Raw genomic sequence first — 22,711 nt, forward strand, 5'->3', positions numbered from 1 at the left:
CCGGCACCGCCACCCCTGTCTCGCGGGCCACGACCGCCGGCGTCGGCCCGGCCACCACACTCGCACTTCCCGTACGGAGTCGACGGGACCACCGGACGACGAGAAGCAAGCGGGCCGGGCACGGCCCGCCCCGCGTCTACGCTGGGCCCATGGACGCTCTCACCGGCCTCCTGGAAGGCCCCCGCGCCCGTGGCGCGTTCATGATCCGGGCCTGTTTCGACCCGCCCTGGTCGGTCCGGATCGAGGACCGCGCCCCGCTGACCGTGATGCTCCTCGTCCGCGGCGAGGCCTGGCTGATGCCGGACAGCGGCGACCGGCGGCTGCTGCGCCCCGGCGACCTCGCCATCGCGCGCGGCCCCGACCCGTACACCTGCGCCGACGACCCCGGCACCGCGCCGCAGGCGCTGATCCTGCCGGGCGGGGAGTGCCACTACCCCGACGGGCGCCCCCTGAACGGTGTCATGGACCTCGGCGTCCGCACCTGGGGCGACAGCCCCGACGGCGCCACGGCCATGCTCATCGGCACCTACCGGATGCGGGGCGAGATCGGCGGCCGCCTGCTCGACGCGCTGCCGCCCCTGCCCTTCCTCACCGACGACGACTGGGACTGCCCGCTCACCCCGATCCTCGCGGCGGAGATCGTGCGGGACGCACCCGGCCAGGAGGTCGTCCTCGACCGACTGCTCGACCTGCTGGTCATCGCCGCGCTGCGGACCTGGCTCGCCCGCCCCGAAGCGGCACCGCCCGCCTGGTACGGGGCACTGGGCGACCCCGTCGTCGGTCCGGCGCTGCGCCTCCTCCAGGGCGACCCCGCCCACCCCTGGACGGTCGCCGCGCTCGCCGCGAAGGCCGGCGTCTCGCGTGCGGTGCTGGCCCGCCGCTTCACGGAACTGGTCGGCGAGCCCCCGATGACGTACCTCACTGGCCGGCGCCTCGCCCTCGCCGCGGACCGCCTCCGCGACACGGACGACACCCTCGGTGCGATCTCCCGTCACGTCGGCTACCGGGCCTAATCGCAGTGCGCCGGGCTTCAGCCCGGTGGTGAAGCGATGGCAGCGCCTTCGCCCTGTCGACGGCCTTCAAACGGGCGTACGGCGTCAGCCCGCAGGAGTGGCGGACCCGGGCCGCGTAGCCTGGGCGACGTGTACAGCGAACGGGCGTCACGGCTGCCGGACGCGGTCGTGTGGACCAACACCCCGACCGGTACCGGTGCCAGTGTCGGTACCGGAGCGGGCCGGGTGCTCCCCGACGGCTGCATGGACCTGCTCTGGCACGACGGACGCCTGCTGGTCGCGGGCCCCGACACCCACGCCCACCTCACCGAGGGCGGCACGTCGAGTTCCTGGGCGGGCATCCGCTTCCACCCCGGCACCGCCCCCGCCCTCCTGGGCGTCCCCGCGCACGAACTGCGCGACCGGCGGCCGGACCTGACGGACATCTGGCCGACGGCGGAGGTGCGCCGGGCGACCGCCCGGGTGAACGCGGCGGCCGACCCGGCGCGCGGCCTGGAGGACCTGGCACTGAGGCGGGCGGCCGAGGCCGTCACCCCACCCGACCCGGTGCTTCGACACGTCGTGGCCGCCCTGGACGCGGGCCGCCCGGTCGCCAAAACCGCCGACGAGCTCGGCCTGAGCGCGCGCCAGCTGCACCGCCGCTCACTCACCGCGTTCGGCTACGGCCCCAAGACCCTGGCCCGCATCCTTCGCTTCCGCCGGGCTCTCGCCCTGGCCCGCGGGGGCACCCCGTACGCGGAGACGGCCACCCGCACCGGCTACGCGGACCAGGCCCATCTGTCCCGCGATGTAAGGGACCTGACGGGCCTGCCGCTGGGCGAGCTACTGGCAACTCGCAGTCAGGGCAGGCCCTGCGTCGCACCGCACACGTGAAGAGGCCGCGCACGACGGCCTCGGCATCGCATGCTCACCCATCGAATCGAGGTATCAGGTTGCCTTCCAGGATCGCGGTGTAGGCGGCCTCGGCAGCGCGGCCGGGGGCGGCGTCGGGCGGGGTATGGGCCAGGAATTCCCGGGTCCCGCCGGTGTGCACGATGCTGCCGCCGTACAGCACGGTGACCTGGTCCGCCTCCTCGGCGAGATCGGCGACGTCGTGGGTGGACATCAGTACCCTGACCGTCGGGGTGAGTTCGGCGAGAATGTCCCGGAAGACGCGGCGCTGGCGCGGGTCCATGCCTGCGGTCGGCTCGTCCAGGAGCAGGACGCGTGCTCCATGGACGAGGGCGCAGGCGACGCCGACCCGGCGCAGCTGGCCCCCGGAGAGCCGGCTCGTTGTCGTACCGGCCTGACCGGACAGCTCGACCCTGGCGAGGGCCTGCGGCGCTTGCTGCCAGGCATCGCGCCGGTTCATGCCCTTGAGCCAGCCGACGTAGGCGACGTACTCGCGGGCGGTGAGCGAGCGCATGGGGGTGATGTTCTGCGGCATCCAGGCCACGGCCTGCCGGTACTGCGCGCTGCCCGCCTCCAGGCCGTCGAAGGTCACCATGCCCCTGCGGGGCCGGGTCACCGACGCCGCCAGCTTCAGCAGCGTCGACTTGCCTGCTCCGTTGGGGCCGAGCAGGACGGTCAGGCCGTCCGGCAGGCGGTAGCTGAAGTCTTTCAGGATGGGGGGCCTGCGGCGGCCGTAGCCGTAGGTGCAGGAAACCAGCTCCAGGGTCATGAGACTCTCCGTGCGGTGAAGAACTGGGCGGCAAGGCCGACGAGGAACAGCAGAGCGGCGCCGGTCGTGGCGTACCAGGTACCGGAGGCTTCGGGGATGACGGTCCAGGGGTACGGGTCCCGGGGACTTCGGAAACCGACCATGGTGACCGCCGCGGCCCACAGGACGGGAAGCATGGCCGCAGGTTGGCCCCATAGGGCCCGGCCGCACAGCATCAGGCCGACGAGGAAGGCAGTGTTACGGCCGAGCTGTTCGGGATGCACCGTGTCGTACCAGTGGCCCACGACCGCTCCGGCGGCCTGTGCCACGGCCACGGTGCCGACGCTGAGGGTGAGGTCGAGGACAGCGATCCTGCGCGTCCCGGTCAGCTCGGCGGCCGGGAGCCGGGACTCCAGGCACAGCATCAGACCCGCCAGCAGCGGTATCGGCACGAACAGCATGAGGGGCAGCTTGTTCTCACCGGTCAGACTGAAGCTGGGCAGGACGACGTGCAGGTCCTGAACAGTCATGACCAGGACGAGCAGCGCGAGCACGGCGAGAGGCAGGCCGGTGTGGGCCTGCCTCGCCTTGAGCCACCAGATCATGCCTGCCTCGCACAGGCCGCCGCGAGGTTCTGTTCGTACCAGTCGTTCTGGGCGGTCCTGCTCAGGGCAAGAACCTCGCCGACCTGGCTCTGCAACCGCTTCCTCTTGTGGCCGGTGAAGTCACCTTCGGTCTCCAGGCGTTGTATGTAGGCGTCCTCCGTGCCGGTCTTCGTCGCGGCCCAGTAGTAGACCTGCCGGGCGATCGTGGTGTCGGGTTCCGCGCAGGGATAGCGGACGGCGGCGCGCGTGATGAGGTAGGTGATCCTTCCGTGGTCCGCACCCTCGGTCAGGGGGATCCGCCAGGTGTTGTCGGTGGAACGGCGTCCGTAACGGCCGTCGGCGATGCTGTCGACGACGGTGCGGGGCGCGGCGATGATGTCTGCCGACTCCAGGGCTGTGAGAGCGGCCGTCACATCACGTCTGACCGCCGGCAGTCTGCTCGCGGTGTCGGCGGGCATGCATATCTTCGGTGACTCGCCCTGGCAGCTCCAGGCCACGTTGCCGGTGGAAATGGGCGGGTTGTAGTTCCAGTCCTTCACCCAGTGGTAGGCACTGCCCGTGGTCGCCGCCACCAGGACACAGGCCACGACCGATCGCAGTGTGCAGTGTCCCCACGAGGTCCAGAGCAGCGCCAGCGCCAGTGCCACACCGCAGGCGGGCAGAAGATGGGGAATCAGCGTGCTGAGTACGATCTGCTCCCCGTACGTCATCATCTCCGGGTACTGGCCGAGGATGTGCCGGACCCAGAAGCTGTCGGTGGAGGCGGAGAACCCGACCAGCAGGTAGACGCCGAGAGCGGTCAGTGGTGCGGCGAACAGCGGCCGCAGTAGCTGCCCCACCGCGAACCCGATCACCGTGTAGGCCGCACTCACGGACAGGCCCATGGCGAGGGGGGACAGACTCGCCGCAGTAGGCAGTGAGGCATTGCGTACGAGTGCGACAGTGACGGGGAGCAGCAGCATCAGCCATACGACGCCCAGTACCGGGGCGAGTGCCGGCGCGGCGATCCGGAAGCGGGAGCGCGCGGGGGCCAGGTCCCATACAGCTGCCTGCCGCAGTCGGCCGGCCTCCCACGCGCCGAGGCACGCCGCCGTCGCGTAGGTGAATGCGTAGATCGGCCGCAGGGCACTGCTGACCAGTGCCGGCGCGTAGCCGTAGGTGCTGTCGTCGATGACGATGCGCGTGAAGATCACGTAGTACAGGACGGTGAGCGCGATGACGAAGGGCAGAGCCCACAGGGCGCTGCTGCTGCGCAGGGAAGTGCGGAGTCTCAAGTGTGGACCTTGGCGTGAGGGGGGTGGCGAGGGCAGAGCTCCCGGGGGAGCTCTGCCCGATCAGTGGCGATCGCTGCTCAGCTGTCGGCCTTGGTGGTGTCCACGTAGACCACACCGACATTGAGGAGGCAGCAACTGTTGCCCTGGGCGACCTGAGTGGTCTCGAACTTGTAGGAGCCCGAGGCGAGACCGGTCCACTCGCCGGCGCTCACCTTGTCGGTACCGGTGAAGCAGTTGGTGTAGGTGTGCGTGCCGTAGCTGGTGTACGGCACACCTGCTACGTAGCGCTGCACCTTGACGACGACTTTGTCGTTGAGCGAGTTCTGGGCAAAACAGTTCTTGAAACGAACCTCGGTGTAACTCTCGTCATCCCAGGAGCGGGACTTGTTGCCGTCGGTCCAGGACACGATGTGGCTCTGCCAGTTGGCCCGGGCGTTGGCGCTGGATGCCGGCACGGCCGCTGCCGCAAGACCGACAACGGCATCCACGCGTCTTTTGGCGAGCCCGAATTTCATGCGTTCCACCCATGGGTGTGACATTGCACGCCGTTCCGTGACCCGGTCCGTGGGGCGAGTGCGCGGACGACTTGCCATGTCCTTGATCATTTTCCGATGGTCAAGGTAAGGGGATGTGTGATGGGGTGTCAATCATGAAATGGACGCGAGGTGAAGCCCACGTGACCGCGCCGCGCTTCTGACGTTTTCGTGGATGCACTACGGCCTGCGCGCACCTGCGGGTGCTGCTGGGACGAGGTCACGGCAGCAGCGCCCCGCCCTGTAGGGGAGCCTCTACAGGGCGGGTACGCGTACCGGCTGGAGTTCGGGGCGCTTCGCGAGGCGGTGGTCGCCGGAGGACCGGCCGCGCAGGCGGCGACCGACCCAGGGGCCGAGGAACGTGGCGGCCCAGCGCAGTTCGGCGGCCGTGGCCCGCAGACGGGTGGGGGCCGGCAGGAGCGGCAGCGGGCGGGTCCAGGAGTCGTCGGTGCCGGGCAGGCCGATCGCCTGGGCGGCGGCTTCGGCGATCCGTGCGTGGCCGAGCGGGCTCGCGTGCAGCCGGTCGGTGCTCCACAGCCGCGGGTCGGTGGAGACGTCGTGCGGCTCGATCTCGGCGACCGTGACCCCGTGGCGGGCGGCCGCCGCGCGGATCCGGTCGTTGACGTCGAACAGCCGGGACCGCAGGGGCCGGGCCGCGGGCGCGATCCGCCCGATGTCGGGGAAGGTCAGGGTCACCACGTGGGCCCCGGCCTCCGTGAGCGCGGCGAACATCGCCTCCAGGTGCCCCGCCACCTCCGCGGCGTCGAACCGGGGCCTCAGCAGGTCGTTCACCCCGGCGACAACGGTCGCGAGGTCCGGGCGCAGGGCCAGGGCCGGACCGAGCTGCTCCGCGCGGACCTGGCCGGCGACCCGCCCCCGTACGGCCAGATTGGCGTACTCCAGACCGGGATTGACGGCCGCGACGTGTTCGGCGAGGCGGTCGGCCCAGCCGCGGAGGCCGGTGACGTCGTCGCCGTCACCGACACCTTCGGTCTGGCTGTCGCCCAGGGCGACGTAGCGGGTGTAACGGGCGCGGCGGGCGGTGTCGGTGGTGGGCACGTTCCTGGAGTTCTCGGTGATCGCGGCGGGTTCGACGGTGTCGGCGGGTTCGACGGTGTCGGCGGTTTCGTGCGGCATGGTCCTCCCGGGCGGTGCGGCTTGCCCGGCCTGCTCCGTCGGCTCGGCGTATTCAGGGTTCGGCACGGGCCCGCCTCCTCGCGCGCAGGACCGCCGCCGTGCGCAGGCACCACGCGCGGTGCTCACGCTCGAAGGACAGGCCACGCAGGCAGGTCAGGTACGGGCCGATCCGCTCGCCCGTGCGCAGGTACTCCTCCTCGTCCAGCGCGCCGCGCATCGTGTCCAGCAGGGAGGCGAGGAGCCCGGCCCTGGCCTCGGCGGCGGACGCCCGCTCCTCGAGCTGCTCGATCAGCGGGGAGGTGTCGATGCGGTCGGCGGCGTGGATCTTGACGAGCAGGTCGTCGCGGATGAACGACGGTTTCGACACGGCGGCGGCGAACGTCTCCAGCTCGGCGAAGCCGGCGGCGGTCACCTGGAACAGACGTTTGTTGGGCCGGGTCTCCTGGACCACCTGACGGCCCGTGATCAGGCCCTCCTTCTCCAGCTTGGCCAGCTCGGCGTAGAGCTGCTGGGGGAGGGCGTGCCAGAAGTTCGCCACACCGATGTCGAAGGCCTTCGCCAGCTGGTACCCGCTGTACTCGCCGTGGAGGAGTGCTGCCAGTACGGCATGTCGCAAGGCCATCGCGGCAGCCCTCCCCTTCGCGTCCCGGACACCCGGCCGGGCCCCGGCCGGGTGTCCGGCCGCACCCCGCTGGGTTCTTCCCCCGCATCCTACTCAAGAAACTGATTAGTCACATTGTTGAGTAGGCGTGAGGGTGGACCGCCCGGGTGCGAGCCACGCGCCGTGGCCGCGGCCGGTGCCCCTGCCGGACTCACCCGTCCAGCGGCGCGAACAGATCGACCCCGTTGCCGTCCGGGTCGAGGACGGTGGCGTACCGCTGCCCCCACACCGCATCCCACGGCTTGAGCTCGCTCCGGCAGCCGCTCGCCACCAACTCCTCGTAGAGGAAGTCCACTTCGGCGGGACTGTCGCACCGCAGGGCGAGCGAGATCCGCCCCTCGCCCGACGGCGGCTCCCACTCGGCGTGGAACGACCGGACGACCTCCTCGGTGTCCATCAACAACCTCAACCCGCCCGGCAGTTCCGCCTCCGCGTGCCCCTGTTCCTCGGCCCCCTCGGGAAACGCGAACCCGAGCCGCCGATAGAAGGCGACCGAGGCGCCCATGTCGGAGACGACCAACCCGATGGCATCAAATCGTGCGCTCATGGGGCCACCGTAGGCGCGCTCCGTCTCCCCGGTCTTGAAGGAATCGGACACGGCCGCGTGCGGGTCAGCCGCACGGCGGTGCCGTGCTCGCGCGTTCGACCAGGCGGGTGGACAGCTCGGTGCGGGTGCTCTCCGGGCGGTGGCCGTCCATGATGCGGAGCAGGAGGAGCAGTGCCGTCGCCGCCATCTCGGACAGGGGCTGGCGGACCGTCGTCAGCGGTGGGGCGAGCCAGCGGGCCTCGGGGAGGTCGTCGAAGCCGATCACGCTCATGTCGTCCGGCACCCGCAGACCCCGCTCGGTCAGGGCCTCGTACACCCCGAGCGCCATCCGGTCGGAGCAGACGAAGACGGCCGTGGGAGGCTCGGGCAGATCGAGGAGTTCGCGCATGCGGTGCCGGGCCGAGGCCTCGTCGGAACCGGCGTGACGGACGTACTCGGCGCGCTCTCGGACGCCCGCCGAGGCGAGGGCCGAGCGGTAGCCGGCGACCCGCGCACCGTTGGACACGGTGTTCCGGTGGTCCGCGACGACGGCGATCCGCTCGTGGCCGAGGGACAGCAGGTGCTCGGTCGCCGTCACCCCGCCCCGCCAGTTCGCCGCGCCCACCGACACCACACCCGGCGGGGGTTCGAGCACCGGGTCGATCATCACGAACGGAATGCGGTGCTGCTCCAGCCAGGCGTACTGGGGCGCGCCCAGTTCGGCCAGGTTGAACAGGACCCCCGACGAGCCACGGGTCACCAGCCTGTCCAGCCAGCCCCGCTCCGGACGCCCGGACCGGCCGCGGGTCAGCGCCGCCGACACCACGATCTCCAGACCCGCGTCGTGCGCCGCCTCCTCCGCGCCGTGCAGGACCGCGCCGGACCCCGAACTCTCCAGCGAGTCCACCACGAGGTCCACCATGCGGGGCGCTCTCGCCCCGTCGAACCGGGGCCGCCGCACATAGCCGAGCCGGTCCAGGGCCTCCGTGACGCGCCGGCGGGTGTCCGGGGCGACGTCCTCGCGCCCGTTGACCACCTTGGACGCGGTCGGCACCGACACCCCTGCCGCGCGGGCCACGACCGCCAGCGTCGGCCCGGCCGCCACGCTCGCCCGTCCCGCACTTCCCGTACGGACCATCGGGACCCCACCTCTCCGGCCCAGCCGAGGGCCACCGTATAGAAAGCGCTTCCTACTGTAGGTCCGGGGCACCCCGGCGGGAAGAACCCTCACACGCGCGGAGGAATACCGATGAACGATGGGGTGCTCTCCGGGAAACCGGCGGACCGTGCCGGTGCGTGGACGTGGCTCATGGCGAAGGGCTGGTGCGCAGATGACGGCAGACCGGACGAACCCCGTGGTCAGAACACCGTACGGGGCCGTAAGCGGCCGGTGGGAACGCGGGACCGCCGTGTTCCGGGGCATCCCGTACGCGGCGCCTCCCTTCGGCCCGCACAGGTTCCGGCCACCGGTCCCGCCGGAGCCCTGGGACGGAGTGCGCGACGCCGGGGCCTTCGGACCGACGGCCCCGAAACCGTCGTACTCCGACGCCTTCGCCCAGTATCTGTCCGACCCGTCCGTGGCCGGCGACGACTGCCTCAACCTGAATGTGTGGACCCCCGACCCGTCCCCGCCGGCCCGGCTGCCGGTACTGGTCTGGCTGCACGGCGGAGCCCTGACCAGGGGTTCCTCGTCGGTACCGGTGTACGACGGGCAGGCCTTCGCCCGCGACGGCGTGGTGTTCGTGTCGCTCAACCACCGGCTCGGCGTCGAGGGCTACGGCCTGTTCCCGGACGCCCCCGCCAACCTGGGCCTGCGCGACCAGCTCGCCGCCCTGCGCTGGGTCCACGAGGCGATCGCGGCCTTCGGCGGCGACCCCGACCGCGTCACCCTCGGCGGCCAGTCCGCCGGAGCGATCGGCGCCGGCGCGCTCATAGCCGCCCCGCAGACCCAGGGCCTGGTACGACGGGCGATCCTGCAGAGCGGAGCCCCCGAGGCGTCCGACCGTGACAAGGTACGGCGGGTGGTGCGCCGCATGGCCAACCGGCTGAAGGTCCCCGCCACCGCCGAAGCCTTCACCGCCGTCGACCGCGACCTGCTGCTGCGTACCCAGGCCGAGGTGGGACGCCTCAGCAGCCCGGTGCTCGGCGGACCCGCCTTCGGCATCGTCACCGACGGCGACCTCGTACCGCGCGCCCCCCTGGAAGCCCTCACCGAGGGCGGCGCCGCCCCCGGCGTCGACCTGCTCACCGGCTGGACCAGCGACGAGTACCGGCTGTGGCTGGTACCGGGCGGCCTCGTGGACCGTGTGGACCGGCTCGGGCCCGTCGCCCTGGCCGGTGCGATGGCCCGCTGCCACTGCGGCGGCGAGATCCCGCGCGGCTACCGCACCCTGCGCCCCGACGCCGGCACCGCCGAGATCGTCGGCCAGCTCGTCACCGACCACCTCCTGCGCCTCCCGCTCCACCGGCTCGCCGACGGCCGCGAAGACCCCTCCTACGTCTACGAGTTCGCCTGGCCCTCCCACCGTCCCGCCCTCGGCGCCTGCCACGCCCTGGAACTCGGCTTCGTCTTCGACAGCGGCGACGAGCCCGACACGCGCAAACTCGCGGGCGAGGGGGCACCCCAGGCCCTGTCCGACGCGATGCACGGCGCATGGGTGCGGTTCGTCTCCGACGGCGAGCCGGGATGGGAACGCTGGGACGCGAGGCACCCGGTCCGGATGTTCGGCCACGGCGCACCGCACACCGCGCATGGCCCACGCGACCGCGAACTCGCCCTGTGGACCACGAACACGGCTGACGCCACCGAGGACCTCCCGCCCGTCGCCCCCTCGGAACTCCGCTCGGTCATCAGCCGGTTGCGCCGCAACGGTGCGCTCCGGAGGCGCTGAGGGGAACAAGATCCCCACGTTTCGCGGTCATCCACCTCCGGTGGCGTTGCCGTTCTCACTCCGGCCCGCCCCGGTCCGTGGTTCTGCGAGGCTTGATCTCCCGTACGGGGTGGCGAAGAGGAGCAGGGAACCATGCGTGAAGTGAGCCGGGCCGATGTGGTGCTCTCCGGATACGGTCCGGTCGGCCGGGCCTTCGTCGAGTACCTGGCGCGGCAGGGGGACGAGCTTGCCCGTCGGCACGGCGTACGGGTGAACGTGGGTGCCGTCCGGGCGAGTTCCGCGCAGTGCCGGCTCCGCGAGGGCGAGCCCGTGCCGCCCCGCTCGGCGTGGAGTCCGCCGACTTCACTGGAGGAGACGCTCGACCGGACCGCTGCCCGCGTCTTCGTCCAGGCGATCCCGTCCTCGCCCGAACTCCGTTCGCACGCCGCGCAGGAGGCCCTCGTCGCCCTGCGCAGAGGGGTCCATGTGGTCACGGCCACCAAGAGCCACCTGCTCAGCCACTGGCGGGACCTCGACGAAGCGGCCCGCACCACCGGCAGCATGATCAGGATCTCCGGGGCGACGGGAGCCGCTCTGCCGGCGGGGGACCTGGCCAGGACCTCGTTGCGCGGGTTGGGCTGCACGACGATCCGGGCCTGCCCGAACGGCACCGCCACCTTCGTCCTCGACCGCCTCGCCGAGGGCGACTCGCTGGGTGAGGCGATCCGGGAGGCTCAGCGCCGGGGCACCGCGGAGGCGGATCCGTCGTCCGACCTGTCCGGTGCGGACGCCGCCACGAAGGTGCGGCTGCTGGCGGCTCTGGCCTGGGGATGGGACCCGGCGTCCGTACGGGTGCGGGCGGAGCCGGTGGACGAGGGGACTTCCCGGGCGGCGCTGGACGCCGTCTCCCGAGCGCGCCGCCTGCGGGCCGTGGCAAGCGCGTCCGTGGACGAGCCCCGCCTTGTCCGCGTCCGGCTGGAGGAGACGGAGCCCGGCGACCCCCTGCACGCGCTCGTCGGGCCGGAGAAGGCCGTGGTGTTCGGCTGCCCCGACGCCGGCGACGTGATCGTCAGCGGGGGGCGCTCGAGTCCGCTGGGCGCCGCGCTCGCCCTGGTGAAGGACACCATCGAGGTCACGGCTCCCCGCACCGGGTTCCTCTGAGCGCTCAGCCCTTGACGACCCTGCTCTCGACACCGGGAAGCCCCTTGTCCCACCAGTGCCCGTAGCGCCGGTAGACGGCGGGATCACGGTCGGCGAGCAGTGCGGACAACTTCTCCGCCTCCTCGGTCAGACCGCGCCACTCGGCCTTGGTGAGCGTGCGGAAGGCGGTCAGTTCCAGCCCGCCGTCAGCCGCGCGCCACACTCCGGCGACCTGCCCGTCGACGAGCAGGCAGGGCAGCATGTCGCCGTTCCGCCGTACGACCGACGGCCGGTATTCCTGAGGCAGGACCCGGCCGGGGACGGCGTGGGCCAGCAGCGTGCTGTCCCACATCGGCAACAGCCTCGGCGGCGCCGGCGTGTCCTCGGCGGGCACCGTGGAGTCCACCAGGTCGAACAGAGCGGCGCGGCCCGGACCCGCCACCCGCACCACCTGGTCGCCGAGTTCCCGCAGTGCCTGGGTGATCACCGGGCGCCCCAGCAAGGTGAACCGGGCGAAGTCCTGGGCCGACGCGGGCCCGAACGCCCGTAGATGGGCGAGCAACAGCCGCCGCACCCCGGCTGCCGAGTCCTGAGGCGCGGACCCGGGGGCCATGGGGGCCGCGAGGTAGGCGTTCCGCTGGGTGAACGACCACGGGCCGCCGGCCGGAGCGTGATGGATCGGCGCGTAGGTCCGCAGCGCCCACCACACGCGGTGCGCGTGCTCGCCGAACCGCCCCGTGACCTTCTCCTCCACCTCGGCGCCGGTGCGGGGCCGCGACAGGAACCCGGCGAGCTCCGGCAGCAGCGCGTCGGCGTCGACGGGGGTCAGTCCTGTCGAGGTGAAGCGGCGGTCGTGCAGCCGCGACGCCCGCAGGGTGCCCAGCATGGCGGCGTGGTAGGGCGCGTAGTCCTCGGCATGGACGGCGTGCAGCGTGATCCGCATGAGGGTCGCCTTGACTATTCGGCGGTCCGTGAACGCCGCGTCGAGATCCTCGGGTGCGAAGTCCCGCACGCGGTTCCACAGCGCCAGGTACGGCGACGCCGGCGTCTGCGCCTGCAGAGCGCCGACCCGGCGGACCGCATCCGCCACATCGAGGCGCCGGCGTTCGAGCAGGAGCTGACGGTCCAGAGTGGCCAGGGCGAGCTGTCGCACGGTGAGAGTCACGCCCGGATTATGCCGCCCCTGGTTGTTCGGGAGACGTCCGTCCTACGCCGGAACGCCAAGCGGCCCGAGCTGCACGGTCACCTTTTCGGATCACCATGAGCGCCGACGTCCCAGAGGGGACACGCCCGAGTATGACGATGGCCCAGGAAAGAGTCTCACCGGACACGTCACGTACATGCGGCGCGAGTGCTACTACGACACCTTCACCGAACGTGAAGAGACCCGTGCTACCGGTGTCTTCGGGATCGTCGACCGGCAGGACCTGACCACCGAGGCACACACGGGCGGGAGGGGGCCCGGCCCCCTCCCGCCCGTGATCGGAGCGCTTTCGCTCGGCGCCCGGCGGACCGGGCGGACTCAGCAGCTGAGGTTGCCGCCGGGTTCGACGCCGAGGAGCTGGGTGAAGTGCTGGTAGGTGTCGATCCGGCTCTGTACCTGTGCCGGGTTGCCGCCGTTGCACTCCAGGCTGCCGTTGATGGAACGGATGGTCTCACCGAACCCGGCGCCGTTGGCCATGGCGTCGTGCGGTGTCATCGTGCCGGGCCCGCTCTGTGTGTTCCAGTAGCACAGGCCCGTCTTCCAGGCGACGGCCGCGTCGTTCTGTACGAGGTCGGGGTTGTTGAGCAGGTCGATGCCGAGGTCGTCGCCGGCGGCCTTGTAGTTGAAGTTCCAGCTGAGCTGGACCGGGCCGCGTCCGTAGTACTTGTCGTTGCCGGCCGGGCAGCCGTACGGCTGGGTGGTGTCGCAGTAGTGCGGGTAGTTGGCGGTGTTCTGTTCGACGACGTGGACGAGTCCGCCGGTCTCGTGGCTGACGTTGGCGAGGAAGGCGGCGGCCTCCTGCTTCTTCACGGTGTCGCTGCCGGTGTTGGTGAAACCGGGGTAGGCGCTGAGCGCGGCGGTGAGGCCGCCGTAGGTGTAGAACGAATTCCCGTTCGGGAACATGTCGTTGAACTGCGCCTGGCTCACCACGAATTCGGCAGCGGTGGTCTTCGCGTCGGTCTTGTCCGCGAGGGCTGTCGGGGCGAGCGTGAGGGTGGAGAGGACGGCGGCCGCGCCGGCGGCCATCAGTACGAGTTTGCGGGGGCGCACGATGTCGGTTCTCCTGCTGGGTGTGTGTGGGGGGAGGCACGCGGGAGGGCGGGAGGGGGCCCGCCGTGGGTGGGTACCTCATCCGCGTGGTGTGTCGCGGTCCCGGGAACGGGCAGACCGCTCCCGGGACTCGCTCCGGTCGGACGGTCAGCCGGCGACGTTGACGTCGATGCAGGCGTAGAACGCGTTGGTGGTGTCGGCCACGTTCCAGACGGCGAGCACCTTCTGCTGCCCGGTGAGGCCGCCGAAGTCGACCTGGTGGTTCACCACTGCGCCGGGCTGGGCACCGCCGTCGTCGAACCGTGCGATCTGCTGACCGCCGGCGTAGTACTCCCAGGTGGTCGTCGCGTGCCGCCCAGCTCCTCCACCTTTCTTGTCGGGCAGGGTGCCCGGTCTTTCAGGGCCGGGGTGCATGCCCGGTCCCGCGGAGCGGGGCAGGAGGAGTCGCATCGCCTTCGGGGCGATGCGGCGTCCCGGAAGAGGACGGTGGCGGGCTTGGTCATGGCAGGGGTGTGATGGTGCGTGGCGGGGAGTGGCGGCGGGGTCGGTCGCTCGTTCGGGTGAGCAGGGCCGGATACGAAGAGGGCAGCGGGTGGCGGGGCTAGGTTGGGCGGCATGTCACGTTTCCGGATGTACCCGACGGGTGAGCAGGCGGGCGTCATGCTCGGGCACTGCGCGCACGCCCGGTGCGTGTGGAATCTGGCCGTCGAGCAGCACGCGCACTGGCAGCCGGGGCGCAGGTCCGCTCCCGGGTTCGCGGAGCAGTGCCGTCAGCTCACCGAGGCGCGCCGGGACAACGACTGGCTGCGTGCCGGGAACGCGGACGTGCAGCAGCAGGCCCTGAAGGACTTCGCCAGGGCCAAAGCCGCCCGGTTCGCTTCCGGGTTCGGCGAGCCGACCTGGCGCAGGAAACACATGCACGAGGGCTTCCGCGTGATCGGCACCGACCGCGTGCCGGAGTCCCATCCGGACGGTTCGCCGAAGCTGAACGCCAGGGGCAGGCAGGTCATGGGCCGCTCGGTGGTGGTGCGGAGGCTGAACCGGCGCTGGGCGCGGGTGAAGGTGCCCGGCTGCGGCTGGGTCCGCTTCCGCCTCACCCGCACCGAGCTACCCGCCGCGAAGACCTTCCGAGTCACCTTCCGCAACAACCGGTGGCACATCGCCTTCGCCGTCGTTCCCGAACCGGTCGACGGGCCCGGCACGGGGGAGGTCATCGGCATCGACCGGGGCGTGACGATCACCGCCGCCCTCTCCGACGGGCGGAAACTGAACTGCCCACAGCTCACCGCCCGCGAGCGCGCGCAGATCCGCAAGCACCAGCGCCGCGCGGCCCGCGCCCCCAGGGGCAGCGAGGCCAAGGCCGCCGAGCACGCGAAGGTGGCCAGGCTCAGGGCCCGGGAGGCGGACCGGCGCAAGGACTGGTGCGAGAAAACCTCCACCATGCTCGCCCGCACCTACCGCCTGATCCGGTTCGAGAAACTGAACATCACGACCATGACCCGCTCGGCGAAGGGAACCCTCGCACAGCCCGGCACGCTGCGGCACCGCGAACCCGCGGGCCGCGAGTAGCGGCCTCACCTCTGCCACCGCCCGGCCGATCGTCGACTTGCCCACCTGGTAGATGACGCCCAGTGCCTCATAGGTGAGCCCGGTCCACAGGTGCACCAGTGTGGCCAGCAGCCGGTCGGTGAACCCCAGCTCGTACTTCGGCCCGGCCCCTGCCTCACGTCGGCGCGAGCCCTGACGCCGGTCATGACGTTCGGACTCGCAGCGGGCCTCCTAGCGCGCAGCGAGCTCCGTAACCAGCTCGCCCAAGAGCCACTCCGGGACACCGCAGAACGCGGGATGCGCCATCACCGCATGGATCTGATGAGTCATCACAATCCGGATAACTCGCATGACCACCCCGATGTCCCCGACCGTGACGAAGATCATCAATCGCGGAAGAGTCCGCAAATCCAGGTGTCCCTCGCCAGGCCGCCCCGGTAGCGTGCGCCGGCATGACATCGGAACTGGAACGCCCCCCGCTCCAAGCGGACGAACGCACCGCGCTCATCGGCTGGCTGAACCTGCAGCGGCAGATCCTGCGCTGGAAATGTGAGGGACTGAGCGACGAGGACGCGCACCGCTCGGTCATCCCGACCTCACCGGCCATGACGATGGCCGGCCTCATCTCCCATATGCGCTGGACCGAGCACACGTGGCTGGAGGTGGTGTTCCTCGGCGGCGACAAGAAGCAGAACCCGGCGTTCGACGAGTCGAGCGAGGACGCCGACTGGCACACCGACGGCCGCCCCCTCACTGAGCTCCTCGCGGAATACGAGGCTCAGTGCGCCCGCAGCAATGAGATCGTCGCCGCGGCCTCCCTGGACGACGTCGGCCGGCACCCCGACTTCCGCTCCGGCAGCGCCAACCTCCGCTGGATGCTGATCCACCTCGTCGAGGAGACGGGGCGGCACGCGGGGCACGCGGACATCGTCCGGGAGTTGCTCGACGGCGCGAAGGGCTATTACTAGCGCGGCTCCCGCGTAGCGGGCCCCTTGTCTCAGGAGCCAGGCCAACACGCCTCACGACCAATCGCGGGAGAGCCCGTTAGTACTCCAGTCGTAGATCGTGATCTTGTGGAGCAGGCGGCTTGGTGCCTCCGGCGCCGACAAGCACGGATATCAGTGGAGGAGCAGTTGCCGAGCAGGCATGGTTGCCGGACGGTGATCGACGCTGAGGAGGGGCCATGGCTCGCTGGAAGAAGGAAGCCGCCGAACAGCAGCAGTACCGCCATATGTCGGATAATGAGCTGCGCGACGCACTGCGGAGCTCCCGGGCTGGGGAGGCTCGTGCTGCTGCCAATAAGGGTCGGCGCTCCTGGAAGATTATGCGGCAGGCGATCGAGGAGGAGCTGCAGCACCGAGGTCTTCTTGACTAGCGATCCAGCGGGTAGATAGCCAACTTGCTGGTGGGGACCGTTACGGAGGCGGGTGCGGCCACCGTTGATCATCGGCGTGTGAAGACAAACGATCATGTGGTGGCCGCGGGTCACAGTGTAGACCCTGCCTGCTGGCAGGAGGCGTTCGAGGTCCTGATGGGCCGGGTAGCGGGCCGGTTCGCGCGGGTCGAACCCCGGCGCCGGGTGAGGTACTTGGTGCGGGGGCTGCTGTCGGACCTGCCGCGCAAGAACTGCTGGACGATCGCCGAGTGGGCCGGGGAGGCCACCCCGGACGGCATGCAGCACCTGCTCGGCCGGGCCAGGTGGGATGCCGATGCGGTGCGCGACGACGTGCGCGAGTACGTAACGGAGCACCTGCGCGACGAGGACGCGGTGCTGGTGGTCGACAAGACCGGCGATCTGAAGAAGGGCACGCACACCGTCGCCGTTCAGCGCCAGTACACCGGCACCGCCGGGAGGATCGAGAACGCCCAGGTCGCCGTCTACCTGGTCTACGCGGGCCGCCGCGGACACGCGGCAGCGGACCGTGAGCTCTACATTCCGCGCTCGTGGACGTGCGACCCGGACCGCTGCCGGGCGGCGGGCCTGGACGAAGACACCGTCTTCGCGACCAAGCCGGAGCTGGCCGCCCGCATGATCGGCCGGTTCCTCGACGCCGGGCACCACGTGGACTGGGCCGCGGGCGACGAGGTCTACGGCGGCAACCCGAAGCTGCGGTCCGCGCTGGAAGAGCGCCAGGTCGGCTACGTGCTCGCCGTTGCCTGCTCGGCCGAAGTCACCACCCGTGCGGGGAAGTTCCGCGCGGATGTTCTGGCCGCGAAGGTGCCCAAGCGGGCCTGGCAGAAGCTGTCGGCCGGGGTCGGCGCCAAGGGGCACCGCTTCTACGACTGGGCCGTCGTCGACCTGGCCGAACCCCGGCCCGGCAGTCGCCGGCTGCTGATCCGCCGCAACCGCACCACCGATGAACTGGCCTACTACCGCTGCTTCTCGTCGACCCCGGCGCCCCTGGCCACGCTGGTCCGCGTCGCCGGATCAAGGTGGCGGGTGGAGGAGACCTTCCAGTCCGGCAAGGGCCTGGCCGGACTGGACGAGCACCAGGTCCGCCGCTACCGCTCCTGGGTCCGCTGGGTCACCCTGGCCATGCTCGCTCACGCCTTCCTCGCCGTCGTCCGTGCCGACGAACACGCCCGTCATCCCGCCCCGGACGGGCTGATCCCGCTCGCCTGCAACGAGATCCAGCGCCTGTTCATCACTCTCGTCGTCCGGTCCGTCCACGATGCGGCCCACCGGCTCCGCTGGTCCGCCTGGCGTCGCCGTCACCAGGCCCGAGCCCGGGCCAGCCATTACCGCCGACAGGCCGCGAATCGGACATGAAGATCACGATCTACGGCTGGAGTATTAGCTTGACTCTGTCGGGGATCTTGGAACTTCCGGGGTTAACTGCCGAGTTTTCGCCAGGACTTCGGCCGGGGGATTTTGTGCTGGTCGAGGTAGTTTTGGAAGGCGGTCGGCTGGCGGGACGGGGGCGCTTGCGTGGTCGGTGGCAGTCTGCTGAGGCGCTCGATGTTGACGGCGATGGCAGTCAGGACGTGCTGGACGTGGGCTTTCTCTTGGCCGCGGTAGCGGCAGCGGCGCATGCCGTGACCGTGGGCGAACTCGTTGACCGTGCCCTCTACTCCGGAGCGGACCGCGTAGCGGGTCTTCCATTCAGGCGTCTGCTGCTCGTCCCGGACGCGGACTTGGAGGTCACGGAGCTTGCGCGGCGGAAAGCCGACGTTCCGTGAGCCGTCGCGCGAGCTGGTGCACCGGGCGCGGACGGGGCAAGGGTGGCACTGGCTCTTGGCGAACTTCGCCACGATCAGCGGGGCCGCGGTGGGTGAGGAGGTCGGGTAGGGGCCGTGCCAGCCCTGGCTGACCTGGCCCTGGGGGCAGGTGACTTGCCGGCGGTCGTAGTCGATGTGGAAGTCGTCCCGGCCGAAGCCCTCGCCTCGGCGGTGCTGGCGGGTGGGGTTGCCGGGCAGCGGTCCGGTGACGGTGACCTGATGTTGTCGGGTGGCCTGGTCCAGGTGGACCAGGGAGGTGTAGCCGCTGTCGACCAAGTGCTCGGCGGGCAGCAGGCCGCGGCGGTGCAGGCGGGTGTGGATGCCGGGCAAGACTTTACTGTCGTGCGTGGTGGCCGCAGTGGTGGCCACGTCCGTGATCACGTTGGGGCCGTCGGGGGCGCAGGTCTCGGTCAGGTGAGCGGAGAACCCCTTCCAGCTGATGATGTGTCCGTGGCGTGCGTAGCGGGCCGAGGTGTCGTAGGGAGAGACGATCGCCTGGGATGAGGGCGGCAGTCCGGGCCCGCCTTCCGTCTCGGCGGTGCGCCAGCGCAGGCGGCCTGCGGTGTCGCGGTGGTAGTTCTGCACCATGATCTGGCGCAGGGCCTGGACACGGGGGCCGGATGTGCGGTCTGAACCGTGCTGGTAGAGGTGTTCCAGGAGCCGGACGGCGTCGTTTCCGGTGGCGAGGATCCTGGTCTGGGGCTTGGTGGGGTTCTTGCCCAGGCGGACCGGTCGGCCGTAGCGGCGTGCCCAGTCCTCGTCGACCAGTTCGTCCAGCAGGTGAGGAGAGGTGCCGGCGACTTCTTCCAGTGCGGCGCGTACCGCCTCGGTGATCAGTTCCAGGCGGGTCAGGTCGCGCACCGCGGCCAGGACGTGGGTGGAGTCGGTGCGCTGTGTGGTGCGCTCGCGCACCAGGCCGGACTCCTTGAGACGGGCAAGTACGAGGTCGAGGAGGTGGTCAGCTCGGTCGCCTTCGGTGAGGCGGTCGCGGAAGTCGGCCAGCACGCTGTGGTGGAAGCCGGAGTCGTCCAGCTCCATGGCCATCGCGTACTTGAAGTCGATGCGGCAGCGCACCGCCTCGGCAGCCTGCCGGTCCGACAGGCCGAGCAGGAACTGCAGCACGCAGACAGTGGCCAGTTGAGCGGGCGAGAGGCCCGGACGCCCGTCACGCGGGTACCAGTCGGCGAAGTCCTCGTCGCGCCACAGCCCGTCGAGGCGGTCCCGCACCCATATTGCCGTCGTGCCGTCCGGGTTGCTCGCCCGCGCGATCTGCACGGTCAGAGGCGGGACTTGCTCACCGGAACGGGGACGGAGGGACAACGGGCACCTCGACAGCTGCATCGGTAACCGGAACTACCCGAGCATGCCCGTTGACCACGCTGCCGCACCGCGAAACTCCAAGATCCCCGACAGAGTCAAGCTGAGAAGCCGCATCTCAACCGATCTTGGAACGCGTGGATCGAACGGAGTTCCTGGTCGGGTGATCTTCCGGCGGTACGCGCATGAAGGCAGGGCCTCCTGGTAACTCGGGGGTGCGAACCGAACCGAGTAACACCAGGAGGTCCTGTTGTCGTTGTTGTACGCGCCCGAGCCCGTTCAGTTCAACTCGACTGCTCCATCGTGTGATTGCCTCGCGCACGCGTACGGCAACGCGGCCGATCAGCCGGACCGGGTGCGCCGGTATCCGTCGGACGTGACGGACGCGGAGTGGGCGGCCGTCCGGCCGTTGCTGTCGGTGCCGGCCTGGCTCCAGGGACGGGGCGGGCAGCCCGAGGGCTACTGCCACCGCCAGATGCTGGACGCGATCCGCTACCTGGTCGCGGGCGGGATCTCCTGGCGGGCGATGCCCGCGGACTTCCCCGCCTGGGGCCGTGTCCACGCCTTCTTCCGCCGCTGGCGCGAGCACGGGCTGATCGCCGAGTTCCACGACCGGCTGCGCGGGAAGGTCCGGGAGCGAGAGAGCGGTGAGGCCGAGCCCGCGGCGGGGATCATCGACGCGCAGTCGGTGCGGGCTTCCGCCTCCGTGCCGGCTTCCTCGAGCGGGTACGACGGCGGGAAGAAGGTGCCGGGCCGCAAACGGCACATCGTGACCGACACGCTCGGGCTGCTCCTGGTCGTCCCGGTCACCGCCGCGAACGTCGGCGACCGGGACGCCGCGGCGGGCCTGCCGGCCCGGCTGTGGCGCCTGCACCGTGACGTCGCCCTGGTCTGGGCCGACGGCGGCTACACCGGCGGCCTCGTCGGCTGGTGCCGGGACAAGCTCGCACTGACCTTGGAGATCGTCAAGCGCACCGACGACATGACAGGGTTCGTGGTGCTGCCGAGGCGGTGGGTGGCAGAGCGCACGTTCGCGTGGTTGATGAATTCTCGCCGTCTGGCACGGGACTACGAGGCCCTGCCCGCCACCAGCGAGGCGATGATCCGGTGGTCGATGGTCACGCGGATGAGCCGGCGTCTGGCACGGCCACGGGCCGCCGACCGGCACTGAATGCCCCCGACGCCTCCATGAGGAGCCACCCGCGCTCCGCCAGGCGCCGGGCTTTCGACCGCAGCCCCTCGACCTTCGCCGACGTCGCCCCAAGGCCCAGTTCCACCGCGACCTCCTTGGCTCGAAGCGGCCCGTGACCCATGGATCGCTGCTGTTCCAGCACGCCCACAATCCGCTGATAGTCCGGCGCCAGAACCGTCACCGGCAGCCCTCCCCGCCAGGGCGGTACCGTCGTGCCCGGCACCGGCGCGAGCGACGGCGCCGCTTCCTCCTCCGCCTCGGTCGTGGTCACGGCAGTAGACTCGGCCGCGGAGACTGCCAGGGCCTCGACCAGTTCTTCCCGCGCGATCACCCGTCGGTCCAGCTCGATCTCCGCGGCCTCCAACACCTCAGCCAACCGCGCGACTTCCTCCCGCAAGCCCTCCACCCGCACGCGGGCAGCCACCTCTCGCTCCTCCAGCATTCCCAGCACCGACGCCACCGCGCACCCCTTGGTCATGAAGCGGACACAAGGCGTCGCGATGCCTCCCTCAACCCGAGCGAAACCATGCCTGACCAGCAGGAATTAAGGGATTACGTTCGGTTGAGATACGGCTTCTTACACCCACGGGGCTACTATCGGCCCTGGCTGGTGACGTCACCTTCAGATTCTTACGCTACCCGGAGGAACGCCATCCGTATCGGCCTACGGTACGGGCAGGAACGCAGCTCAGGTCTCCGGGGCGACGGTGAGGTGGGGAGCGTCCGGGGCCTTGGAGTCGCGGACGTGGACGGCGGTGGGGTGGGCGGCCACTTCGAGGCATTGCCCGCCTTCGCTGCCGCTGTGGCTCGACTTGCGCCAGGTGTAGGCGACTTCCAGGCAGTTGCCGCCGTCGCTTCCGCTGTAGCTCGACTTGAACCACTGAAGTGCGGTGCTGCTGCTCATTGGTCTCCTAGAAGACGGTCCAAAAGGTCCCTCGTATCTTCGGGGTTGAGGGCCTGAGACCGCAGCATGGCACACCTTTGGGTCAGGATCGCCACCTCGTCGGAATTGGCGATCAGGTGGCTACCGCGTTGGGTTTCCGTATAGGCGAGTCGTTGGTGGTCGGGTGTCTCCAAGAGGACGAAGGGGCCGTCGAGGGCTGCGTGACTGGTCCGCCCCAGCGGCTGAACTCGCAGAGTGAGGCCTGGCAGTTCGGAGAGAAGCCGCAGATGGCGCAACTGCTCGACGTGCACCACGTTGCCGCCCAAGCGGTCTTGGAGAACTGCCTCCCACACGATGAAGCACGTGATCGGGGGCTCCTTGTCGTGGAGGACGGTTTGCCGCTGAGTACGTGCTTCCACCTGCTGCTCGATTTGGCCCTCGGCGATCACAGGGATACGGCTCCGAAAGACCGCCCGTGCGTACGCCTCCGTCTGGAGCAGGCCGGGTAGTACTTGGTTCTCGTACGAGGAGATCGCGATGGCCTCACGCTCCCTGTTCAGGAACTCCTCCGCCCACAGCGGGACCAGGTCCACCTCCGGCATGTGGGCCAGCGCAGCCGTCAGCGCGCCCTTGGTGTCCAGGAGGTCGTCCAGTTGGTCCGCGAGGTCCGGCTTCAGGGGGCGTCTGCCCTGCTCGATCGACGCGATCTGCTGCTCGCTCACGACGAAGTGTTCGCCCAGGGAGCGCTGGGTGTGGCCCGCGGCTTCGAGGAAGGTGGCGAGCAGGGCGCCCGCCATCTTCATCGCGGACGCGTTCCTGCGTGACCGGGACCGTGGTCTTGCCGTGGTGCTCATAGGGTCGAACTCCCCATCCGCGCGTGTACGTTCACTGTCGCGCATG

General features: G+C 70.5%; 22 protein-coding genes and 3 pseudogenes. 9 read left to right on the forward strand and 16 right to left on the reverse strand.

All coding sequences use genetic code 11. The features are described from left to right. The first annotated feature begins 149 nt into the window (after nucleotides 1–149). Nucleotides 150–1,132, forward strand: a pseudogene (locus V4Y04_RS30575) (AraC family transcriptional regulator). A gap of 10 nt (nucleotides 1,133–1,142) precedes the next feature. Further along, nucleotides 1,143–1,886: a helix-turn-helix domain-containing protein gene (locus tag V4Y04_RS30580; RefSeq protein WP_332431609.1), complete on the forward strand. Its 744-nt coding sequence runs from the start codon at nucleotides 1,143–1,145 to the stop codon at nucleotides 1,884–1,886. Between the two features lie 34 nt (nucleotides 1,887–1,920). Here V4Y04_RS30580 and V4Y04_RS30585 read toward each other — a convergent pair whose 3' ends face one another. From V4Y04_RS30585 to V4Y04_RS30620, 8 genes are all read right to left on the reverse strand, one after another. After that, nucleotides 1,921–2,673: an ATP-binding cassette domain-containing protein gene (locus tag V4Y04_RS30585; RefSeq protein ID WP_332431610.1), complete on the reverse strand. Its 753-nt coding sequence runs from the start codon at nucleotides 2,671–2,673 to the stop codon at nucleotides 1,921–1,923. Beyond that, nucleotides 2,670–3,257 carry a hypothetical protein gene (locus tag V4Y04_RS30590; RefSeq protein ID WP_332431611.1) on the reverse strand — a complete coding sequence of 196 codons (588 nt, stop codon included), beginning with the start codon at nucleotides 3,255–3,257 and terminating at the stop codon, nucleotides 2,670–2,672. The genes V4Y04_RS30585 and V4Y04_RS30590 overlap by 4 nt, the downstream gene beginning before the upstream one ends. Further along, nucleotides 3,254–4,531, reverse strand: a complete 1,278-nt coding sequence (locus V4Y04_RS30595) for a DUF7224 domain-containing protein (protein ID WP_332431612.1) — start codon at nucleotides 4,529–4,531, stop codon at nucleotides 3,254–3,256. Before V4Y04_RS30595 ends, V4Y04_RS30590 begins: the two co-directional genes overlap by 4 nt. A gap of 77 nt (nucleotides 4,532–4,608) precedes the next feature. Further along, nucleotides 4,609–4,986, reverse strand: a complete 378-nt coding sequence (locus V4Y04_RS30600; protein ID WP_332431613.1) for a hypothetical protein — start codon at nucleotides 4,984–4,986, stop codon at nucleotides 4,609–4,611. A 333-nt stretch (nucleotides 4,987–5,319) separates the two neighbouring features. Then, nucleotides 5,320–6,267 (reverse strand): SGNH/GDSL hydrolase family protein, encoded by a 948-nt coding sequence (locus V4Y04_RS30605; protein WP_332431614.1) that lies wholly within the window; start codon nucleotides 6,265–6,267, stop codon nucleotides 5,320–5,322. Next, on the reverse strand, nucleotides 6,254–6,823 hold the full coding sequence (locus V4Y04_RS30610; RefSeq protein WP_332431615.1) for a PadR family transcriptional regulator: 570 nt from the start codon (nucleotides 6,821–6,823) through the stop codon (nucleotides 6,254–6,256). The genes V4Y04_RS30605 and V4Y04_RS30610 overlap by 14 nt, the downstream gene beginning before the upstream one ends. A gap of 190 nt (nucleotides 6,824–7,013) precedes the next feature. Then, a complete protein-coding gene (locus V4Y04_RS30615; RefSeq protein WP_332431616.1) occupies nucleotides 7,014–7,409 on the reverse strand; it encodes a VOC family protein in 396 nt (131 codons plus the stop codon). Between the two features lie 64 nt (nucleotides 7,410–7,473). Further along, complete coding sequence (locus tag V4Y04_RS30620) at nucleotides 7,474–8,526, reverse strand: LacI family DNA-binding transcriptional regulator (protein WP_332431617.1); 1,053 nt, start codon at nucleotides 8,524–8,526, stop codon at nucleotides 7,474–7,476. 193 nt (nucleotides 8,527–8,719) lie between these two features. Between V4Y04_RS30620 and V4Y04_RS30625 the strand changes: the two genes are divergently transcribed. Further along, the gene (locus V4Y04_RS30625) at nucleotides 8,720–10,279 is read left to right on the forward strand and encodes a carboxylesterase/lipase family protein (protein WP_332431618.1); all 1,560 of its coding nucleotides are present in this window, start codon (nucleotides 8,720–8,722) and stop codon (nucleotides 10,277–10,279) included. A 132-nt stretch (nucleotides 10,280–10,411) separates the two neighbouring features. Then, the gene (locus V4Y04_RS30630) at nucleotides 10,412–11,419 is read left to right on the forward strand and encodes a homoserine dehydrogenase (protein WP_332431619.1); all 1,008 of its coding nucleotides are present in this window, start codon (nucleotides 10,412–10,414) and stop codon (nucleotides 11,417–11,419) included. A 4-nt stretch (nucleotides 11,420–11,423) separates the two neighbouring features. Here V4Y04_RS30630 and V4Y04_RS30635 read toward each other — a convergent pair whose 3' ends face one another. The 3 genes and pseudogenes from V4Y04_RS30635 to V4Y04_RS30645 form a co-directional block, all read right to left on the reverse strand. Next, a complete protein-coding gene (locus V4Y04_RS30635; RefSeq protein WP_332431620.1) occupies nucleotides 11,424–12,563 on the reverse strand; it encodes a winged helix DNA-binding domain-containing protein in 1,140 nt (379 codons plus the stop codon). 357 nt (nucleotides 12,564–12,920) lie between these two features. Further along, nucleotides 12,921–13,652, reverse strand: a complete 732-nt coding sequence (locus V4Y04_RS30640; protein WP_332431621.1) for a chitinase — start codon at nucleotides 13,650–13,652, stop codon at nucleotides 12,921–12,923. 147 nt (nucleotides 13,653–13,799) lie between these two features. Beyond that, nucleotides 13,800–14,006, reverse strand: a pseudogene (locus V4Y04_RS30645) (lytic polysaccharide monooxygenase); the annotation flags it as partial. 261 nt (nucleotides 14,007–14,267) lie between these two features. On the opposite strand from V4Y04_RS30645, the gene V4Y04_RS30650 reads away from it, so the two are divergent. Further along, nucleotides 14,268–15,221, forward strand: a complete 954-nt coding sequence (locus V4Y04_RS30650; protein WP_332431622.1) for an RNA-guided endonuclease InsQ/TnpB family protein — start codon at nucleotides 14,268–14,270, stop codon at nucleotides 15,219–15,221. A gap of 42 nt (nucleotides 15,222–15,263) precedes the next feature. Here V4Y04_RS30650 and V4Y04_RS37880 read toward each other — a convergent pair. Next, nucleotides 15,264–15,317: pseudogene (locus tag V4Y04_RS37880) on the reverse strand (hypothetical protein); the annotation flags it as partial. A gap of 335 nt (nucleotides 15,318–15,652) precedes the next feature. Between V4Y04_RS37880 and V4Y04_RS30655 the strand changes: the two are divergent. The 3 genes from V4Y04_RS30655 to V4Y04_RS30665 all read left to right on the forward strand — a co-directional run bounded on the left by V4Y04_RS30655 (nucleotide 15,653) and on the right by V4Y04_RS30665 (nucleotide 17,970). Next, complete coding sequence (locus V4Y04_RS30655; protein ID WP_332431623.1) at nucleotides 15,653–16,168, forward strand: DinB family protein; 516 nt, start codon at nucleotides 15,653–15,655, stop codon at nucleotides 16,166–16,168. 215 nt (nucleotides 16,169–16,383) lie between these two features. Then, nucleotides 16,384–16,575 (forward strand): hypothetical protein, encoded by a 192-nt coding sequence (locus tag V4Y04_RS30660; RefSeq protein ID WP_332431624.1) that lies wholly within the window; start codon nucleotides 16,384–16,386, stop codon nucleotides 16,573–16,575. 156 nt (nucleotides 16,576–16,731) lie between these two features. Then, the gene (locus tag V4Y04_RS30665; protein WP_332433045.1) at nucleotides 16,732–17,970 is read left to right on the forward strand and encodes an IS701 family transposase; all 1,239 of its coding nucleotides are present in this window, start codon (nucleotides 16,732–16,734) and stop codon (nucleotides 17,968–17,970) included. Nucleotides 17,971–18,032: 62 nt separating this feature from the next. Here V4Y04_RS30665 and V4Y04_RS30670 read toward each other — a convergent pair whose 3' ends face one another. Continuing rightward, the gene (locus tag V4Y04_RS30670) at nucleotides 18,033–19,694 is read right to left on the reverse strand and encodes an IS1182 family transposase (protein WP_332431124.1); all 1,662 of its coding nucleotides are present in this window, start codon (nucleotides 19,692–19,694) and stop codon (nucleotides 18,033–18,035) included. Nucleotides 19,695–20,112: 418 nt separating this feature from the next. Between V4Y04_RS30670 and V4Y04_RS30675 the strand changes: the two genes are divergently transcribed. Next, nucleotides 20,113–20,907 carry an IS5 family transposase gene (locus V4Y04_RS30675; protein ID WP_332431625.1) on the forward strand — a complete coding sequence of 265 codons (795 nt, stop codon included), beginning with the start codon at nucleotides 20,113–20,115 and terminating at the stop codon, nucleotides 20,905–20,907. On the opposite strand, the gene V4Y04_RS30680 is transcribed toward V4Y04_RS30675, so the two are convergent. From V4Y04_RS30680 to V4Y04_RS30690, 3 genes are all read right to left on the reverse strand, one after another. Further along, nucleotides 20,855–21,406 (reverse strand): hypothetical protein, encoded by a 552-nt coding sequence (locus tag V4Y04_RS30680; RefSeq protein ID WP_332431626.1) that lies wholly within the window; start codon nucleotides 21,404–21,406, stop codon nucleotides 20,855–20,857. The two genes, V4Y04_RS30675 and V4Y04_RS30680, sit on opposite strands and share 53 nt — an antisense overlap. Nucleotides 21,407–21,616: 210 nt before the next feature. Continuing rightward, nucleotides 21,617–21,832 carry a DUF397 domain-containing protein gene (locus V4Y04_RS30685; protein WP_332431627.1) on the reverse strand — a complete coding sequence of 72 codons (216 nt, stop codon included), beginning with the start codon at nucleotides 21,830–21,832 and terminating at the stop codon, nucleotides 21,617–21,619. Then, nucleotides 21,829–22,614, reverse strand: coding sequence for a DUF5753 domain-containing protein (locus tag V4Y04_RS30690; RefSeq protein ID WP_332431628.1), 786 nt, complete (start codon nucleotides 22,612–22,614; stop codon nucleotides 21,829–21,831). Before V4Y04_RS30690 ends, V4Y04_RS30685 begins: the two co-directional genes overlap by 4 nt. Between the last annotated feature and the right edge of the window lie 97 nt (nucleotides 22,615–22,711).

The sequence above is a fragment of the Streptomyces sp. P9-A2 genome (assembly GCF_036634175.1).
Lineage (GTDB): Bacteria > Actinomycetota > Actinomycetes > Streptomycetales > Streptomycetaceae > Streptomyces > Streptomyces pratens.

What these genes read in the sequence shown, in the direction of transcription:
- V4Y04_RS30585 (WP_332431610.1), bottom strand. Translation starts at nt 2,673, where the DNA reads ATGACCCTGGAGCTGGTTTCCTGCACCTACGGCTACGGCCGCCGCAGG.
- V4Y04_RS30590 (WP_332431611.1), bottom strand. Translation starts at nt 3,257, where the DNA reads ATGATCTGGTGGCTCAAGGCGAGGCAGGCCCACACCGGCCTGCCTCTC.
- V4Y04_RS30610 (WP_332431615.1), bottom strand. Translation starts at nt 6,823, where the DNA reads ATGGCCTTGCGACATGCCGTACTGGCAGCACTCCTCCACGGCGAGTAC.
- V4Y04_RS30615 (WP_332431616.1), bottom strand. Translation starts at nt 7,409, where the DNA reads ATGAGCGCACGATTTGATGCCATCGGGTTGGTCGTCTCCGACATGGGC.
- V4Y04_RS30620 (WP_332431617.1), bottom strand. Translation starts at nt 8,526, where the DNA reads ATGGTCCGTACGGGAAGTGCGGGACGGGCGAGCGTGGCGGCCGGGCCG.
- V4Y04_RS30625 (WP_332431618.1), top strand. Translation starts at nt 8,720, where the DNA reads ATGACGGCAGACCGGACGAACCCCGTGGTCAGAACACCGTACGGGGCC.
- V4Y04_RS30630 (WP_332431619.1), top strand. Translation starts at nt 10,412, where the DNA reads ATGCGTGAAGTGAGCCGGGCCGATGTGGTGCTCTCCGGATACGGTCCG.
- V4Y04_RS30650 (WP_332431622.1), top strand. Translation starts at nt 14,268, where the DNA reads ATGTCACGTTTCCGGATGTACCCGACGGGTGAGCAGGCGGGCGTCATG.
- V4Y04_RS30655 (WP_332431623.1), top strand. Translation starts at nt 15,653, where the DNA reads ATGACATCGGAACTGGAACGCCCCCCGCTCCAAGCGGACGAACGCACC.
- V4Y04_RS30660 (WP_332431624.1), top strand. Translation starts at nt 16,384, where the DNA reads ATGGCTCGCTGGAAGAAGGAAGCCGCCGAACAGCAGCAGTACCGCCAT.
- V4Y04_RS30665 (WP_332433045.1), top strand. Translation starts at nt 16,732, where the DNA reads ATGGGCCGGGTAGCGGGCCGGTTCGCGCGGGTCGAACCCCGGCGCCGG.
- V4Y04_RS30680 (WP_332431626.1), bottom strand. Translation starts at nt 21,406, where the DNA reads ATGACCAAGGGGTGCGCGGTGGCGTCGGTGCTGGGAATGCTGGAGGAG.
- V4Y04_RS30685 (WP_332431627.1), bottom strand. Translation starts at nt 21,832, where the DNA reads ATGAGCAGCAGCACCGCACTTCAGTGGTTCAAGTCGAGCTACAGCGGA.
- V4Y04_RS30690 (WP_332431628.1), bottom strand. Translation starts at nt 22,614, where the DNA reads ATGAAGATGGCGGGCGCCCTGCTCGCCACCTTCCTCGAAGCCGCGGGC.